General features: G+C 37.9%; 13 protein-coding genes. 10 read left to right on the top strand and 3 right to left on the bottom strand.

Features of this window, described 5'->3' with window-relative positions:
* The first annotated feature begins 110 nt into the window (after positions 1 to 110).
* Positions 111 to 1,832 carry a gliding motility-associated C-terminal domain-containing protein gene (locus LZF87_RS07860; RefSeq protein ID WP_244338264.1) on the top strand — a complete coding sequence of 574 codons (1,722 nt, stop codon included), beginning with the start codon at positions 111 to 113 and terminating at the stop codon, positions 1,830 to 1,832.
* Here LZF87_RS07860 and LZF87_RS07855 read toward each other — a convergent pair.
* Positions 1,829 to 2,431, bottom strand: a complete 603-nt coding sequence (locus LZF87_RS07855; protein ID WP_244338263.1) for a trimeric intracellular cation channel family protein — start codon at positions 2,429 to 2,431, stop codon at positions 1,829 to 1,831. The genes LZF87_RS07860 and LZF87_RS07855 overlap by 4 nt on opposite strands.
* A 2-nt stretch (positions 2,432 to 2,433) precedes the next feature.
* Entirely contained in the window at positions 2,434 to 3,177 is a 744-nt protein-coding gene (locus LZF87_RS07850; RefSeq protein WP_244338261.1) for an RDD family protein, read from the bottom strand.
* Between the two features lie 20 nt (positions 3,178 to 3,197).
* Between LZF87_RS07850 and LZF87_RS07845 the strand changes: the two genes are divergently transcribed.
* The 8 genes from LZF87_RS07845 to LZF87_RS07810 all read left to right on the top strand — a co-directional run bounded on the left by LZF87_RS07845 (position 3,198) and on the right by LZF87_RS07810 (position 11,865).
* The gene (locus LZF87_RS07845; protein WP_244338259.1) at positions 3,198 to 4,178 is read left to right on the top strand and encodes a stage II sporulation protein M; all 981 of its coding nucleotides are present in this window, start codon (positions 3,198 to 3,200) and stop codon (positions 4,176 to 4,178) included.
* Between the two features lie 133 nt (positions 4,179 to 4,311).
* Positions 4,312 to 5,118 carry a hypothetical protein gene (locus tag LZF87_RS07840; protein ID WP_244338257.1) on the top strand — a complete coding sequence of 269 codons (807 nt, stop codon included), beginning with the start codon at positions 4,312 to 4,314 and terminating at the stop codon, positions 5,116 to 5,118.
* Positions 5,111 to 5,848, top strand: a complete 738-nt coding sequence (locus LZF87_RS07835; protein ID WP_244338255.1) for a DUF4129 domain-containing protein — start codon at positions 5,111 to 5,113, stop codon at positions 5,846 to 5,848. Before LZF87_RS07840 ends, LZF87_RS07835 begins: the two co-directional genes overlap by 8 nt.
* The gene (locus LZF87_RS07830) at positions 5,849 to 7,039 is read left to right on the top strand and encodes a DUF4350 domain-containing protein (RefSeq protein ID WP_244338254.1); all 1,191 of its coding nucleotides are present in this window, start codon (positions 5,849 to 5,851) and stop codon (positions 7,037 to 7,039) included.
* 9 nt (positions 7,040 to 7,048) lie between these two features.
* Positions 7,049 to 8,116 (top strand): AAA family ATPase, encoded by a 1,068-nt coding sequence (locus LZF87_RS07825; protein WP_244338252.1) that lies wholly within the window; start codon positions 7,049 to 7,051, stop codon positions 8,114 to 8,116.
* Complete coding sequence (locus LZF87_RS07820; protein WP_244338250.1) at positions 8,116 to 9,447, top strand: DUF58 domain-containing protein; 1,332 nt, start codon at positions 8,116 to 8,118, stop codon at positions 9,445 to 9,447. Before LZF87_RS07825 ends, LZF87_RS07820 begins: the two co-directional genes overlap by 1 nt.
* Positions 9,448 to 9,493: 46 nt before the next feature.
* On the top strand, positions 9,494 to 10,282 hold the full coding sequence (locus LZF87_RS07815) for a TrmH family RNA methyltransferase (RefSeq protein ID WP_244338248.1): 789 nt from the start codon (positions 9,494 to 9,496) through the stop codon (positions 10,280 to 10,282).
* Between the two features lie 14 nt (positions 10,283 to 10,296).
* Positions 10,297 to 11,865 carry a serine hydrolase gene (locus LZF87_RS07810; RefSeq protein WP_244338246.1) on the top strand — a complete coding sequence of 523 codons (1,569 nt, stop codon included), beginning with the start codon at positions 10,297 to 10,299 and terminating at the stop codon, positions 11,863 to 11,865.
* A gap of 269 nt (positions 11,866 to 12,134) precedes the next feature.
* Here the strand turns inward: LZF87_RS07810 and LZF87_RS07805 are convergent, their stop codons facing one another.
* Positions 12,135 to 14,879 carry a fibronectin type III domain-containing protein gene (locus tag LZF87_RS07805; protein ID WP_244338244.1) on the bottom strand — a complete coding sequence of 915 codons (2,745 nt, stop codon included), beginning with the start codon at positions 14,877 to 14,879 and terminating at the stop codon, positions 12,135 to 12,137.
* 469 nt (positions 14,880 to 15,348) lie between these two features.
* Here LZF87_RS07805 and LZF87_RS07800 point away from each other — a divergent pair, with 469 nt between their 5' ends.
* Positions 15,349 to 15,780 (top strand): VOC family protein, encoded by a 432-nt coding sequence (locus LZF87_RS07800; protein WP_244338242.1) that lies wholly within the window; start codon positions 15,349 to 15,351, stop codon positions 15,778 to 15,780.
* Positions 15,781 to 16,004: the final 224 nt, after the last annotated feature.

The raw sequence follows: 16,004 nt of genomic DNA, 5'->3' as shown, positions 1-16,004 counted from the left end.
AAATAATTGCTAATTTTAACAAAAAACAATTTGCGGTGAGGTCCAAATTACTTCTTTTTTACAGCGTACTTTTTTTACTCTTTTCCGGAAATTTATTCGGGCAAAACATTGTGCTTTATGAACAATTTTTTGGCAGATATGACTTTACCTTCATAGGCAATACCTTAAACCCTGAAGAAAATGGCTTCCTTTCTCCTACTTATATTTTAACGAGTTCTTCTGCCAATTTGAATTTGAATCCGGGAGATAGAGTTGAACGTGCGTACTTATATTGGGCTGGTTCAGGCACAGGAGACTTTAACATCAAATTAAATGGGGTCGACATTATTCCACAAAGGTCTTTTTCAACAACACAAGCCAGTGCAGATAACCATCCCTTTTTCAGCGCTTTTTATGATATTACAACAATGGTTCAATCCATAGGAAACGCCACTTATACGGTTTCAGATTTTGACTTAAATGACTTAGTATCCACTTACAACCAAAACGGTACTAATTTTGCCGGATGGGCCATTTTAATAGTTTATGAAAATAACGCCTTACCTCAAAACCAGATTAGTATTTATGATGGTTTGCAAAATGTTCCTGATCAATTAGAAATTAATTTAACCAATCTGTATGTATTAGATAATCAGGACTCAAAAGTAGGATTCATTGCCTGGGAAGGAGACAGACTGCTACCAAGTTCCTCAGAATATTATGAAAGGTTTACAATAAACAATCGTTATACATTGTCGAATACTATTAATCCTCCTAACAATCAGTTTAACGGTACCAATTCTGTTACAGGCGCTACCAATTTATATAATATGGATTTAGATATTTATCTGATTGACCCGTACATAAATATAGGGGACACCTCTGTAAACTTTAAACTGGAATCTAATCAGGATTTCATCATGATAAATACAGTCGCCATCAAACTTAACAATCAGTTGCCCGACGCCACAGTATCAATTGACAATTACACATTAAAATGCGACATTCGTGAGCTTCCTATTGAATATACCGTTTATAATATTAACAGTACTGACCCGCTTCCTGCAGGAACACAAATTGGGATTTATGCCAATGGTGAATTAATTGCAACCAACCAAACCCCTACTGTTTTAGGAATTGGAGAAAGCGTAAACCTCTCACAAGTTGTTACAATTCCAAGTAGTATCCCAATAGATTTCACACTTTCTATAATTGCAGATCCGGATGGACTCGTGACAGAACTTATAGAAACAAACAATGCTGATATCGAAGAAATCAGTTTATGGGTCTTGCCTGTTTTCAACCAACCGCAAGATTTAATTAGTTGCAACTTGGGCTCAACAGCAGCATATTTCGATTTTTCTTCTTACGATCAAAGCATTAAAACTGACACTGCTCATCTTATCACTTTCCATGAAAGCCTAACTGATGCAGAGTTTAATCAGAACCCAATTCTAAATACTTTCAATTATTATTCTGCGACTACGCCTCATCAGATTTTCGTACGTATTGAAAATGAACATGGCTGTTACTCACTTACTTCATTCTTTTTACGCACACGTAACTGCGCTCCAATCATCTACAACGCCGTTTCTGTTAATGGAGATGATATGAACGACACCTTCCATATAGAAGGATTATACAATATCTTTCTAAACTTCGATCTTTATATCTATAACCGTTGGGGAAGAGAAATCTGGAAAGGAAACAATAATACGCCGGAATGGGATGGCTATATAAAAGACGGCGTTGGAAGCAATCAAGCTCCCGACGGAACCTATTTTTATATTTTACACCTAAATGACCCTGATTATCCGAAACCGTTAAATGGTTATCTCTACCTTAACCACTAATTCTTTTCAACCGTTGGCAAAGACCAATGAAAGATTACAGCCATTAACCGAATGGCTATTATTAATACAGAAGTCGCTAAATACACCATATTTTCGGGGATTTCAATGCTTTTGAGGAAAAAGAAGAAGATTCCTCCAATGATACAAATCGTAGCGTAGATTTCCTTGCGGAAAATCACCGGAATCTCATTACACAAAATGTCGCGGATAACCCCTCCAAAGCAAGCTGTCATCGTACCTAAAGCAATACAGATAACAGGGTGAAGATTTACTTCCAGGCCTTTTTCCAAACCGATTAAAGTAAAAACACCTAACCCGATGGTATCAAACAAAAACATTGACTTTCGGAAACGATCTAGTTTTTCCTTAAAAATCATAGCTAATACAAATCCCAAAAGGATAATATAAACATAGTCCAGATTCATCATCCATCCTACCGGAGTCCTTCCTATAAGAACATCACGTAAAGTTCCGCCACCAACCGCAGTAACAAAGGCAATGATGAAAACCCCAAAAGGGTCCATCTTTTTATTCATCGCCGTTAATGCGCCTGACACAGCAAATGCCATGGTTCCTAAAATATCAAGTATTTCAAACATTATTACATATTTCGAGTGAAGTAATTATAATCTTTCAATACGGTTCGGATAAAATCGGAATCATTGCCTGATTGGTTTTTAATTCCCGTAACCGTTTCAATCTTTTCCCGGAGTTTATAAATCAATCTAAAATCCTGTTTTTTTAAAGCCGATTCAAATGTCTCCTTGATGATTCGGGCATCATTATCCGAAAGTTTGATTACCAATGGATAAATTGGCACATAATCATCATCGATTTCCTGAAGAATGGTATGGTTGATATTGATCTTGTTTTTTAGCGAAATAACCGCCGTTCCTGCCGCCATATCTCCCAAACGCTGATTTTTACTGCTCACGATAATTGCTATTAAACCGATTATCCCGCTTCCGATTGTAATTTCAATAATCCGGAAAAGCCAGCGCATCAGATAATCCCCGAAACCGGCCTGATAGCCATCAATTTTTATCACTTTCATCTTCATTATTTTTTTTCCGAAAGTCTGCCCTTCCATCAGGCTTTCCTGCAGCAGCGAATAAAAAATAACCGGAAGACCAAAAAGCATTATTACAGCGTTTTGTGACCATTGATCCGTACTCTCCATAAAATCGTTCAGGCCAATCAGATAGAAAAAAACATAGTAAACAACAATGACATACGCTACTTTTATCAGCAAATCAAGCAACTGTGCAACAATCCTGTCACCAACCGAGGCGGCCTGAAAATTTATATTCACATTTTGCGTGGTCGTTATCGATAATTCTGACATATTTTATATTTTAGCCCTTAATGAGAGAAGTAGCGTTTATACGACAAAATAAAGAAAAATGGCTTGAATTTGAACAAGCTATTTTTGGCAAAGCTAAAAAAAATCCGGATGAATTGGCAAGTTTGTACATTCATTTGGTGAATGATTTGTCATACGCGCAAACCTACTATCCTAAAAGCAAAACAGTTGTCTATCTGAACCATCTGGCTTCTCAGATTTACCAAAAAATTTATAAAACCAAACGCGAAGAAACCAACAGGCTTGTCTATTTCTTTAAAACAGAAGTTCCTTTGTTGGTCTATGAATACAGAAGATATATCTTATTTGCTTTTCTCCTCTTTTTCCTTTGTACCGGAATCGGCGTGCTCTCAGCACACAATGATGCAACTTTTGCCCGTCTTATCATGGGAGATGCCTATGTAAATATGACATTAGAAAACATCGAAAAAGGGAATCCGGTGGCTGTTTATAAAAGCGGCAGCGACTGGGGCAGTTTCATCGGTATTACGCTCAACAACCTGATCGTGGGAGCCAAATGTTATGTCTACGGTATTTTTGCAGGCCTCGGAACGTTTCTCTTTTTGATACAAAATTCCATTATGCTGGGTTCGTTCCAGTATTTTTTCTATCAGGAAAATGTATTCTGGGAAAGTGTACGTGGCATCTGGATTCACGGAGCCATGGAAATCTTCGGCATGGTCATCGAAGCCGGTTGCGGATTCATATTAGGAGCCAGCATACTGTTTCCCAAAACCTACTCCCGTCTTAATTCTTTTAAAACCGGATTCAAGGATAGCCTTAAAATCTTCATGGCCACGATTCCGTTTACCATTGCAGCCGGATTCTTGGAAGGTTTTATCACCCGATACTCGATAGACATGCCAAGAGTCTTAAATGTTTTCATCATTTTAGGAACCTTAGCGGTAATAGCCTTTTATTTTCTGGTTTATCCATTCATCATTAATCGAAAAACAAATAAAAATCATGTTTCAGCTTTTTAAAAAAAGAAACTTCGGCGAATTGGTCGGAGACACCTTTACATTTTTCAAAATGTACGGTAAACATTACTTCCGTAACTACTTTATCATAAACGGAGGTTTTTTACTGATACTTTTAGTTTTAATATACTTCCTAATGAAAGTATTTTTTGACGGAATGTCCGCTAATTTTGGAGGAGGAATGAATACAATGGGTAATAATTTCGATGCCTATATCAACGACAATCTGGGCTTGTTTATCGGATTGGGTATTTTTACAGGTATCAGCATTCTTTTCCTAACTCTTTTGAGCTATGCTTTTCCTGTGGCTTATTTAAATCTGATGGAAAAGAATACTGATTTTTCAACCGATGAAATCATTGCCGTAATCAAAAGTAAAGCAGGTAAAATCGTTATCTTTTTTATCGCTTCACTGTTTATCTTAATCCCAGTCATGTTTGTTGTGTTAGGATTGTGTTTTGCCTTGGTATTCATCCTAATAGGAATCCCTTTAATGCTGATAATGATTCCAGCCATGATGTGTTGGATTTCACTTAGCTTTTTCGATTACATGAGTACCGACAATAGCTACTTCGAATCTTTGGGCAATGGATTCGGTTTACTGAGACAAAACTTCTGGCCGACAGTTGGTTCGACTGCAGTTATGTATCTGATTATGCAGATTATCGTAGGTTTTGTGAGTATGATTCCGTACATGTTCGGGATTTTTTCAATGTTCACGTCTCTTGATTCTCAAAATGCTTCTGCCGGTTTCGGTGGGGAGCAGTTTTCTTTCCTTATGGTCATGATGGGACTTACCATGATTTTATCGATAGTAATGAATTTCATTTTCCAGAACTTTATCTTAGTAAATCAGGGAATCATCTATTACAGTCTGCGTGAAGAAAACGAAAACAATTCACCTAAAAGTCAAATTGATTTGATTGGTATTGAAAGTGAATAAGGTACTTTTTTACATACTATTTTTTATAACAGGTCTTGCTTTTTCACAAGTAAGTAAAGATGCTGTTGCCAATACTAACGAACCTATTGTTGATGAAAGCATTGTAATTGTTCCGGTCAGTTACAGGGATAATTTTCAGCGTGATTATGCTTCTGAGGAATTTCAGTACCAACCATTGATCAAAGACACCTCCCGCTGGGATAACTTTAAAGCCTGGCTTCAGTATTGGTTAGATCGTATTTTCTCTTTTGGTGAGGGAGAAGGAAATGCTACTGTATTTGAAATTGTGATAAAGGTGATGGCCATCCTTATTGTTCTTTTTGTGGTTTATCTGATTGTAAAAGCCATTATCGATAAAGAAGGCGTCTGGATTTTCGGAAAATCGTCTAAAAAGAAAATCAATGTTACCGAGTATTCTGAAGAAAACATCCATACGATCGATTTCAGAAACATTATCGAAAAGTGCAAAGCAGCCAACAACCATCGTTTATCGATTCGGTATTATTACTTATGGCTCTTGAAAAAAATGTCGGATAACGGCGTAATCGAATGGGATATTGAAAAAACCAATTCCGATTACCTTTACGAAATAAAGCGTGATTCGCTAAAAGAAGATTTCCAATACCTATCCTACATTTATGATTACAGTTGGTATGGCGAATTCCGCGTTGATGATGCCTTATTTGAAAAGGCCGAAAAAGCGTTTGTCAAAACCATTAATTCTATCTAAATGAACAGAACACTCAAAATATACATTGCGTTTTTTGTTCTGATTGCTATTGGAATTATAGTTATAGACGCCAACCGTAAAAAACCGATTGACTGGTCGACTACGTATGCCACAAGAGACAAAATCCCGTTTGGCCTTTACGTTTTCAATAAAGAGATCGATGGCTTATTACCCGAACATAAGGTACAGCGTTTCGAAAGCACATTATACGAATATCTGGATCCCAAATACAACTTTGCCGATTCTACTTACAACGTAAAAGGTTCGCTTTTGTTCATTTCAGAAAATAACGAATTCGACGAACCTTCGTTAAACGAACTGATTTGGTTTGTGGAACACGGAAATACTGCTTTTTTAAGCATGAAAGATTTTCCTCAAAAGCTGATGGATACCTTAAAAACCGAATTCGGAAACCAGTATTCTTTATCAGACAGCCTGTATTTCAAACTGACCAACGACGTTTTCAGGCATCAGAAATACAAATTTACAAAAGGGGCGAGTCTTTCTTATTTCAATAAGATTGATTCGATGAACACGACAGTTTTAGGCCGTCAGGAAATTGATACCTCTAAACATGTTAATTTTATAAAAGTTCCGTTTGGAAAAGGTAATTTCTACCTTCATACCCAACCGGCTGCTTTTTCAAATTACTACTTACTGAACAAGAAAAATGCAGACTACAGTGCCAATATTTTGTCCTATTTACCGAAAGGAAACATTTATTGGCAAACAAAAGGCTTCAATAACACGGAAGCATCAAGCTCTCCGATGCGCTATATTTTGAGCCAACCTGCTTTAAAATGGGCCTGGTACTTATTCCTGGGCGGAATGTTCATTTTTATGATTTTCAATGCCAAACGAAGACAGCGTATCATCCCTATTAAAGTCCCGTTACAGAATACCACGGTGGATTTCACTAAAACCATCGGAAATTTATACCTACAGGAAGGAAATCATTATGTCATCATCGATAAAAAAATCATCTACTTCCTTGAAAAAATACGTACCGATTACCTGATAGACACTTTTAATCTGGATGAAACATTTATTAATCGTCTGTATCAGAAAACCGGAAAAAACAAATCGGACATTGAACATGTTGTGCGACTGATAAAAAAACACCGCAACAATATGGACAGCACCGAAAAAGATGTTATTGAAATCAGCAAAGCAATAGATAAATTAAAATAAAAAAGTAATATGGATACTTTCGAAAATAATCATACTCCGCTAACAGAAACACCAAACCCTGATTTTTTAGGTGAGCCCGTTCAAACAAATACAGTTTCAGATGAAAATGTAAACTTTCAGACCCGAATCAATCTGGCGCCATTATTACAAAGCGTAAACGAAATCAAAGCCGAACTGAGTTCGGTTATCGTAGGTCAGCATAAAATGATTGACCAGTTGTTGGTGGCTGTTTTATCGAACGGACACGTACTTTTGGAAGGCGTTCCTGGAGTTGCTAAAACTATAACTGCCAAATTGCTTTCCAAAACATTGGCATTGGATTTCAGCCGTATTCAGTTTACGCCCGATTTAATGCCGTCGGATATCATCGGAACGTCTGTTTTTGACTTGTCGAAATCGGAATTCCAGTTCAAAAAAGGTCCGGTTTTTTCCAATTTCATCCTTATTGACGAGATCAACCGTGCCCCTGCCAAAACACAAGCAGCGCTGTTTGAAGTAATGGAAGAACGCCAGATTACCGTTGACGGAAAAGCCTATAAAATGGATACTCCGTTTTTGGTTATCGCTACCCAAAACCCTATTGAACAGGAAGGAACGTATCGTTTGCCAGAAGCGCAATTAGACCGTTTCCTGTTTAAAATCAGTATTGATTATCCTAATCTTGATGAAGAAATCAGCATCCTTCAAAAGGAAAATGCACTTCAGGACCGAAATAAATTGGATAACATCCGCCAAATTCTTTCGAAAGCGGAAATCGGAAAATACCAGAGCCTTGTGAAACAAATTATGGTTGAAAGTCATCTCATGGAATACATTGCCAAAATAACAATAAATACCCGTGAAAATGCATTCCTTTATTTAGGTGCATCGCCACGCGCATCCATTGCTATTTTGAATGCCGCCAAAGGTTTTGCAGCGCTTCGCGGACGTGATTTCGTAACTCCGGAAGACATCAAGGATGCCGCAGTTCCTGTATTGCAGCACCGTGTTGTAGTAACGCCGGAACGCGAAATGGAAGGTATCACTTCAACCGAAATCATCCGACAAATTATTGATACCGTAGAAATTCCGCGCTAATGCAGTTTTTTAAGAGATTATACCTGAACAATCTGTTTTTCTATGTGCTTTTGGGCATCATGGCAGGTTTTGTTTTGGCCTATTTTTTCCCAAGCCTGTACAAGGTTTGCTGGCTCTTTTTGTTTTTACTGATGGCCTTCACCGCTATCGATATATTGCTGCTTTTTGCCAGCCGTCAGGATATAAAAGCATCACGGACAACCCCGGAAAAACTTTCTAACGGAGACGAAAACGCCATAACCATCAAACTTAAAAACCACTACTCTTTCCGTGTATTTATGAAGGTAATCGATGAGATTCCGTTTCAGTTTCAGATACGTAATTTCGAAATCAAACGAAAATTAGACGCTAATGAAAAAGACCAGTTCGAGTATCAGTTACGCCCAACAGAACGAGGAGAATATTTCTTCGGAAACCTGAATGTTTACATCTCATCCCCGATTCGTCTGATTTCAAGACGTTTTACGTTTTCCAACAATCAAATGGTGCCTACGTATCCTTCATACATTCAATTGCGAAAGTATGATCTGATGGCTTTTTCAAACAATCTGATGCAATACGGACTGAAAAGAATCCGCCGCATTGGGCATACAATGGAGTTTGAACAAATTAAGGAATACGTTCAGGGCGACGATATCCGAACTTTAAACTGGAAAGCCACCGCAAAACGCAATCAACTGATGGTAAATCAGTTTCAGGATGAAAAATCACAATCGGTTTACATGGTTATCGATAAAGGCCGCGTAATGAAAATGCCTTTCAACGGATTGAGCCTGCTGGATTATTCGATTAATGCCACCTTGGTTTTATCCAATGTGATTCTGAAAAAAGGCGACAAAGCCGGATTGTTTTCGTTCTCCAAAAAAGTAGAAAACAGGGTTTTGGCCGAACGCCGTCAGTCGCAGATGAACCTGATTCTGGAAAACCTTTACAATATCAAAACCGATTTCTTCGAAAGCGATTACAGCCGTTTGTATGTGGATATCAAAAAGAACATCAATCATCGAAGCCTGATTATTCTGTATACCAATTTCGAAACCGTTGATGGTTTGCACCGCCAACTACCCTATCTGAAAGGAATTGCAAAAAATCATTTACTGGTTGTCGTTTTCTTTAACAATACTGAGTTAAACGAGTTGATTCACAAGAAAGCAACGACTATTCAGGATGTATATGATCAGACGATTGCTGAAAAATTTGCTTTCGAAAAGCGTTTGATTGTAAACGAACTTAAGAAATACGGTATCTATTCGGTGCTGACCCAGCCGGAGAACCTGACTTTGGATACTATTAACAAATACCTGGAAATTAAAGCGAGGGGAATTTTGTAAGAACTTCGGAATATCTCCTTAATTTTGCTCCTTCAGCTACATTAAAATGAAACAAATCACTTCCGTTCAGAATCCGTATATAAAATCCCTGGTACAACTTCAGGAAAAAGCCAAAACCCGCAAACAAACGGGGACATTTTTAATTGAAGGTCAGCGTGAAATCATGCTAGCGCAAAAAGGGGGTTATGAACTGGAAACCATTTTGTTTTTACCCGAATTGATTTCAGAAAACGAAATCCGACAGTTAACGCGACAAAAAGTCGAACTGATTGAAATTTCAAAAGAAGTCTATCAAAAATTGGCTTACCGCGATACCACAGAAGGAATTCTTGCCATTGCCAAAACCAAATCTTTACAATTATCGGATTTAAAACTATCCGAAAACCCGCTGATTTTAGTTGCCGAAGCCACCGAAAAACCGGGAAATATCGGGGCTCTTTTACGAACTGCTGACGCTGCTAACCTTGATGCGGTAATTATTGCCAATCCGAAAAGCGATATGTATAACCCGAATGTGGTTCGCTCGAGTGTTGGATGTTTATTTACCCGACAGATTGCTGTAGGTTCTACCGAAGAGGTTATCGCTTATCTGAAAGAAAAAAACATTGCCGTTTATTGTGCCACACTACAGGATTCTACCTCCTATCATACTCAGGATTACTCTACTCCATCCGCATTGGTTGTAGGCACGGAAGCCACTGGATTGACCGAAGCCTGGAGAAATGCCAGTACTAAAAACATTATCATCCCGATGCAGGGCGAAATCGATTCAATGAACGTTTCGGTTGCGGCTGCCATACTTATCTTTGAAGCAAAAAGACAGAGAGGGTTTTAAAAAAATTACGAATTATGAATTACAAATTTCAAATTATGAATTTTAGAGTTTCAATTATAGTTGCGGCATTATTAATTGGTTTTAGTGTATCTGCCCAAATGACATCAACTCAAATTGATGAATTGGTGGAAAAAAGCATGAAGGCATTCAACGTTCCCGGAATTGCAGTCGCCATAGTAAAAGACGGAAAAGTGGTTCACTCAAAAGGATACGGAGTTCGTTCCATCATCACTAAACAAAAAGTGGATGAAAACACCTTGTTCGGAATTGCATCCAACAGTAAAGCGTTCACGGCTTCGGCTTTAGCCATTCTAGCGGATGAAAAAAAACTGAACTGGGACGATAAAGTCGTAAAATACATTCCCGATTTCAAGATGTACAATGACTATGTGACCAATGAATTCACTATTAGAGACCTGCTTACTCACAGAAGCGGTCTCGGAATGGGCGCCGGCGATTTAATGCTTTGGCCTGAGGGAAGTGATTTTACCTCAAACGACATCATCCATAATTTAAGGTATTTGAAACCGGTATCTAGTTTCCGAACTAAATTCGACTACGACAATTTACTTTACATAGTAGCCGGAGAAATCATTCAAAAAGTATCAGGAAAATCCTGGCCTGAATTTGTGGAAAGCCGCATCATGCTTCCGCTTCAAATGGAAAAAAGTAAAGGAAACTGGCACCGAATCCCTGATACTACAAACGTTGTCACTCCTCACGTACCTTTAAAAGGGAAACTGGGAATCACCAAACAAAGTAAAAATCCCGTTATGGATGCTGCCGGCGGAATATTCTCTAACGTTTCCGATATGAGCAAATGGGTAATGATGCAATTGAACAAAGGAAAATACGGACCGGAAAACAAGGTGCTGTTCAGTGAAAAACAGCAAAACGAAATGTGGGCTGCGCAGACCATAATCCCTTCAAACACAACACCGCCTTACAATACGCACTTCAGCGCTTACGGATTGGGTTGGTTCTTAAATGATGTGAAAGGGTACAAACAAATTTCTCATACCGGAGGCCTTGAAGGTATGGTAACACAGGTAACCTTGCTGCCGGAGCTGAACTTAGGTATCGTAGTTTTAACCAATCAGCAGGCAGGATCTGCTTTTACAGCTATTACCAATACCATCAAGAACACTTATTTGGAAATCCCATACAAGGATTATGTAGAAATGTACAGCAAGCGGACACAGGAAGCTACTACCAACGCGGACAAATCAACAGAGGAAGTATGGACAGCTGTGGCAAACAACAAAACAACACAAAAAGTAAATCTTGATAAAATTGTGGGAACCTATGCTGACAATTGGTTGGGAGAAATCTCAATCAGCGAGAAAAAAGGCAAATACTATTTCGCTTCAAAACGATCTCCAAAATTATCCGGAGAGGTTTTCTTTTACAAAGACAACAGCTTTGCAGTAAAATGGTTTAACCGTAATATGGAAGCAGATGCATTTATAAATGCGACCTACGACACAACAGGAAAAACCATCAATATAAAGATGAAACCTATTTCGGAATTGACGGATTTCAGTTATGATTTTCAGGATTTGGATTTCAACCGGACTAAATAAATATGAAACGAATGAAAACTTCCAGCCTTTGAAAGCCTGGAAGTTTTTGAATAGTTAGTTAATCAAAATAAAACTGTTCCCTTTTAATCGGTAGTGAAAAGTTACTTTACTCCAGAATTACCTGTTTAATTTGCATTGGAATAAAGATCTCTGCATGTTAGGGAAATGCCAATCTGATATGTCCACATTTGCTTTCGCTGGAATAGTCAACTACTTGAAAGCAAAAATCCCGCTGAATGCGGGATTTTTCAATATACTTAGCAAAAACACTATTTCACAATTAATTTTGCCGTAAACAATTTTCGGGAATGAATTTTCAAAATATACACTCCTTTAGGTAAATCCTGAGTAATCAAAGAATATTTATTATTATTTACATTTTTAGTGGCATACATTAATTTCCCTTCGGTGTTGAAAATTTCAATTTCATCAATAGGATAATCGGATTGAATGAAGGTTTGATTTGCGTTATTTGTCGGATTTGGATATACTTTTAATCCGTTATCAATCTTAAAATCAGTATTGCTTAAGGTGGAGTCAACCACTTCAAAAGAAACTCTGTTTGACACCTCATTATAAGAATCATTAGTAAACATCACTACGAAATAATTACCGGTTTGCGTTGGTAATTCAGTTCCTGTAATATTTTGGGTTCCTTCAGCCAATCCATTAAAATAAGTATAACTCACTAAAGGGTCAACATTGGGATTATCTCCCTGATGATAAATTCCTAACCAGTCTTTCACAATCCCGGGAGCATCTGTCCAAGAAGCTGAAATTTGCTCACCCAAATCATATACCGGTTTGTTTATCCATAATTCGGTTACTAAATCCCCTATTTTAAAGAACACTTTATTGCCTATGGGATTGTAACCGTTTTGTAAATAATACTCGGCATAATAATATCCTTTTGGTAAACCGCTGAACGTTTTAGAACCTGAAACTGTTGTAACATACTGCCAACTTGCAGACGGAACACTTCCTCCTGGATTTACTCCCATTTTGTAAATTCCGATCCAGTCGTTAGCTAATTGCGGGCCATTAGTATAACTTACAATTACAGAAGAACCTACGGCATATTCTGTCTGATTGGTGCTTAATACAGGAACAGGACCAACATAAAAATATTTTCTGGACGCAATTTCCGTGTACCCGCCATTTGAAAATATCGCTGCATAATACCGTCCTTTAGTAGCTAATCCGCTTGAGAAATTTATAAAACCGCTGGTACTTCCGTTGGTATACTGCCACGTTAGTGAGGGTGATGAAGCTCCCGGTGTCTGCCCTTCCTTATATAAGCCGATCCACGTTGATGTGCTCGCCGGTGCGTCTGTAAAATTAACCCTTATGGCTGCGTTTTGCGCGTAGGTTAAAGCATCCGTAGTTATTGCCGTATTGACAGTCGTGCTTCCGGTAACGGTAAACGTCTTAATATCACTCCACGGTGACCATTCCAGATTGCGGTCTCTGTAACGTAATTTCACATAATACTGGCCATTTGGAAGTGAATTTGAAGCCAGGTCCATCTTAGTAATATCAACTCCAAGATTAATATTAACCGTCGAATCTCTTTGTGTTCCGTACTTTCCGTATAAATTTTCAAAATCACGATACACTTCTTTTTTAATGATGTCGAATGTTGGTGTCTGTGAAATTAAAAACTGACTGGTATTTAATAATTCTGTCGTAGTTGTACTGTAAGCAGATCCATTTACGGTTAACGGCAGCGTTACATTTTCTGAAAAGGTATTTGTAATGGATGGTTTTTCCGGAGCAGGTTTGTTTTTATACCGGTGGAATGTATCCATCAATTGATTGTCTTTCCATCGATCCACACTTCCGATAGAATAACTTTCAACATCCATTGTTCCGTTGATCACATCGATATCAACTATCTGATAAATCCAGTTGCAGATTGTTTTCTGAACATCTTCAAAATCCTGTTCAGTAGACGAACCCCAATACTGGTCCCAAGCTGTCCCGCCGGAAATTATATTGTAGGTTGGCGTATTTTTTAATTGGCCTCTATGGTAAAGATGATGGTGTGCTCCAATATGCATTGAATACTTTGGAGAAGTAACCAATAAAGGCACGGCAGTATTTCTAACCCAGGTCGAAATATCGCCAACATACTGTTCAGCCTGATACGGCCTGTGGCTTAATGAGAAAATCCAGTCAACAGTGTTATCAGTATTTGCCGCGGCGACAACCTGTTGCAACCAAGCTAACTGAGCACCACCAGTGTGTTCAGAACTCAAACTGACGAACAATACGTTCCCGGCTTGTTGGGCATAATAATTTTCAGTTCCCGAAGAAATTCCTTTGTATGACAGTTCATTAATATAGAAATGATCGTAATACGAATTCATTCCTAATGTTCCGTATGTTTCATGATTTCCAACAGTGGTCTGAATTGGAATATTCCCAGATAAGCCTCTGTTTTTCTTAAAGTGCACATGTTCATAATGATCCAGTGTTCCCACATCAACCTGATCGCCAACCATAAAAGTCATGGCAATATTATCTTCCGGTGATAATGTTGCTCCCCATTTCTGTCTTATTTTTCTTTTTGCCCCGGATACCAGCGAATCATAACGTGGTACCGCTTTTAACTGATTGTCTCCCATGATAAGGAAACGAATATGACCGTCAGCAGTAGCAGCTTGCCCCGGATTTGGCAATGTTTTAAATGAATTGATGGAAGACACATCCGTTCCTGTTTTTATTCTGTAATAGTATTTTGTATTGGGTGTAAGATTCGTAAGCTTTACACTATGGTAAAAATAATTGCCGGGATAACCCGAATCGGTAAAAACATTGGTGTTTCCTGTAACTGTTACATTAAGATTGGAAACTGTCGTTCCGTACTCAACAACCGATTCCGGGTTACTGCTGGTTTTCCAGTTCACATAAATGGATGTGGGCGTAGCGTTTTGCAAATAAGGATACAAGGTTTGCGCCTTCGAGACAAATCCTATACATAAAAGGACTGCTAAGAGATAAAGTTTTTTCATGGTTGTGTTTATTAATTTAGACCTGACAAAAGTATTGTCCCGAAATCCAAAAGCTTTTAACACAACGTTACCCTTCTTTTACACTTACTTACCTATAATGTTACTAATGTAAATTAATTATCTTTTTTTCACTTACAAAAAAACTTTGTTTTCAGTAAATAACCCCATTGAAAAAAGATTTTCTTAAACTTCAACAGAAGGAACAAATATTCCAGTTCCTTGAAGTTACTCGACTTTGTAGTCATATCTATAAAGTAGAAAGCTACAACTTATTGCTATATCTTCTCTCTTTATTATACTTTAATACTATTTCCAAAAATCATTTCTCAAAGTGGGAGGCTTTGCGCAGCGTGACTTTTGTTATATCCGCAAATATTTTTAACAACATTATTTTCTAAAAATACAGCGCCGGTTATATGCTATTTTTCTTATCTTTAAAACATTAAAAATCAACAAAAAACATACGGCAATGGCACAAGTTTCTATTTATCTGAATTTTCAGGGCAACACTGAAGAAGCATTCAATTTTTACAAAAAAGTATTCAACAGCGAGTTTGACACTCCAATCATTCGCATGGGAGACATGCCCGGCCCGGAAGGAGCTCCGCAACTTTCTGACGAAGAAAAAAACAAAGTAATGCACGTGAGCATGCCTATTATCGGCGGAACCAGAATCATGGCCACTGATATGTTGGAAAGCATGGGTCACAAAGTTGTAATCGGAAACAACACAACGATCAATTTAGACCTTGACACAAAAGAAGATGCTGATAAATATTACGCCCTTTTAGCTGAAGGTTCTACAGAGTGCATGCCTATGAGCCAGCAACCTTGGGGATACTGGGGAGTTTGTTTGGATAGATTTGGTATCCGCTGGATGTTCAACGTAATGAACAAATAATAATCTGAAAATCATATTTCAGAAAAAGAGATCATGTAAATGACCCCTTTTTACTTTATATTATCCCCTGACAGCAAGGATTGCGAATCCTTACCTACAATGAAAAGCAGCATACTGCAACTGTAAAAAGTTGTGTTTTTTTTAAACTAATCTGTACTATCTTTTTTTTATTGATGTGGCTTCGCGAGCTTTAGTCACTGGAAAGTTGTGTTTAATTTTCACAA

This window comes from Flavobacterium enshiense (assembly GCF_022836875.1).
Classification (GTDB): domain Bacteria; phylum Bacteroidota; class Bacteroidia; order Flavobacteriales; family Flavobacteriaceae; genus Flavobacterium; species Flavobacterium enshiense_A.
Note: the sequence above shows the minus strand (reverse complement) of the source record. Positions and strands in the feature narration are given on the sequence as shown.

Excerpts from the sequence above, each read along its gene's own strand:
- LZF87_RS07855 (WP_244338263.1), bottom strand. The coding sequence starts at position 2,431 with ATGTTTGAAATACTTGATATTTTAGGAACCATGGCATTTGCTGTGTCA.
- LZF87_RS07850 (WP_244338261.1), bottom strand. The coding sequence starts at position 3,177 with ATGTCAGAATTATCGATAACGACCACGCAAAATGTGAATATAAATTTT.
- LZF87_RS07845 (WP_244338259.1), top strand. The coding sequence starts at position 3,198 with ATGAGAGAAGTAGCGTTTATACGACAAAATAAAGAAAAATGGCTTGAA.
- LZF87_RS07840 (WP_244338257.1), top strand. The coding sequence starts at position 4,312 with ATGAAAGTATTTTTTGACGGAATGTCCGCTAATTTTGGAGGAGGAATG.
- LZF87_RS07830 (WP_244338254.1), top strand. The coding sequence starts at position 5,849 with ATGAACAGAACACTCAAAATATACATTGCGTTTTTTGTTCTGATTGCT.
- LZF87_RS07825 (WP_244338252.1), top strand. The coding sequence starts at position 7,049 with ATGGATACTTTCGAAAATAATCATACTCCGCTAACAGAAACACCAAAC.
- LZF87_RS07820 (WP_244338250.1), top strand. The coding sequence starts at position 8,116 with ATGCAGTTTTTTAAGAGATTATACCTGAACAATCTGTTTTTCTATGTG.
- LZF87_RS07815 (WP_244338248.1), top strand. The coding sequence starts at position 9,494 with ATGAAACAAATCACTTCCGTTCAGAATCCGTATATAAAATCCCTGGTA.
- LZF87_RS07810 (WP_244338246.1), top strand. The coding sequence starts at position 10,297 with ATGAATTACAAATTTCAAATTATGAATTTTAGAGTTTCAATTATAGTT.
- LZF87_RS07805 (WP_244338244.1), bottom strand. The coding sequence starts at position 14,879 with ATGAAAAAACTTTATCTCTTAGCAGTCCTTTTATGTATAGGATTTGTC.
- LZF87_RS07800 (WP_244338242.1), top strand. The coding sequence starts at position 15,349 with ATGGCACAAGTTTCTATTTATCTGAATTTTCAGGGCAACACTGAAGAA.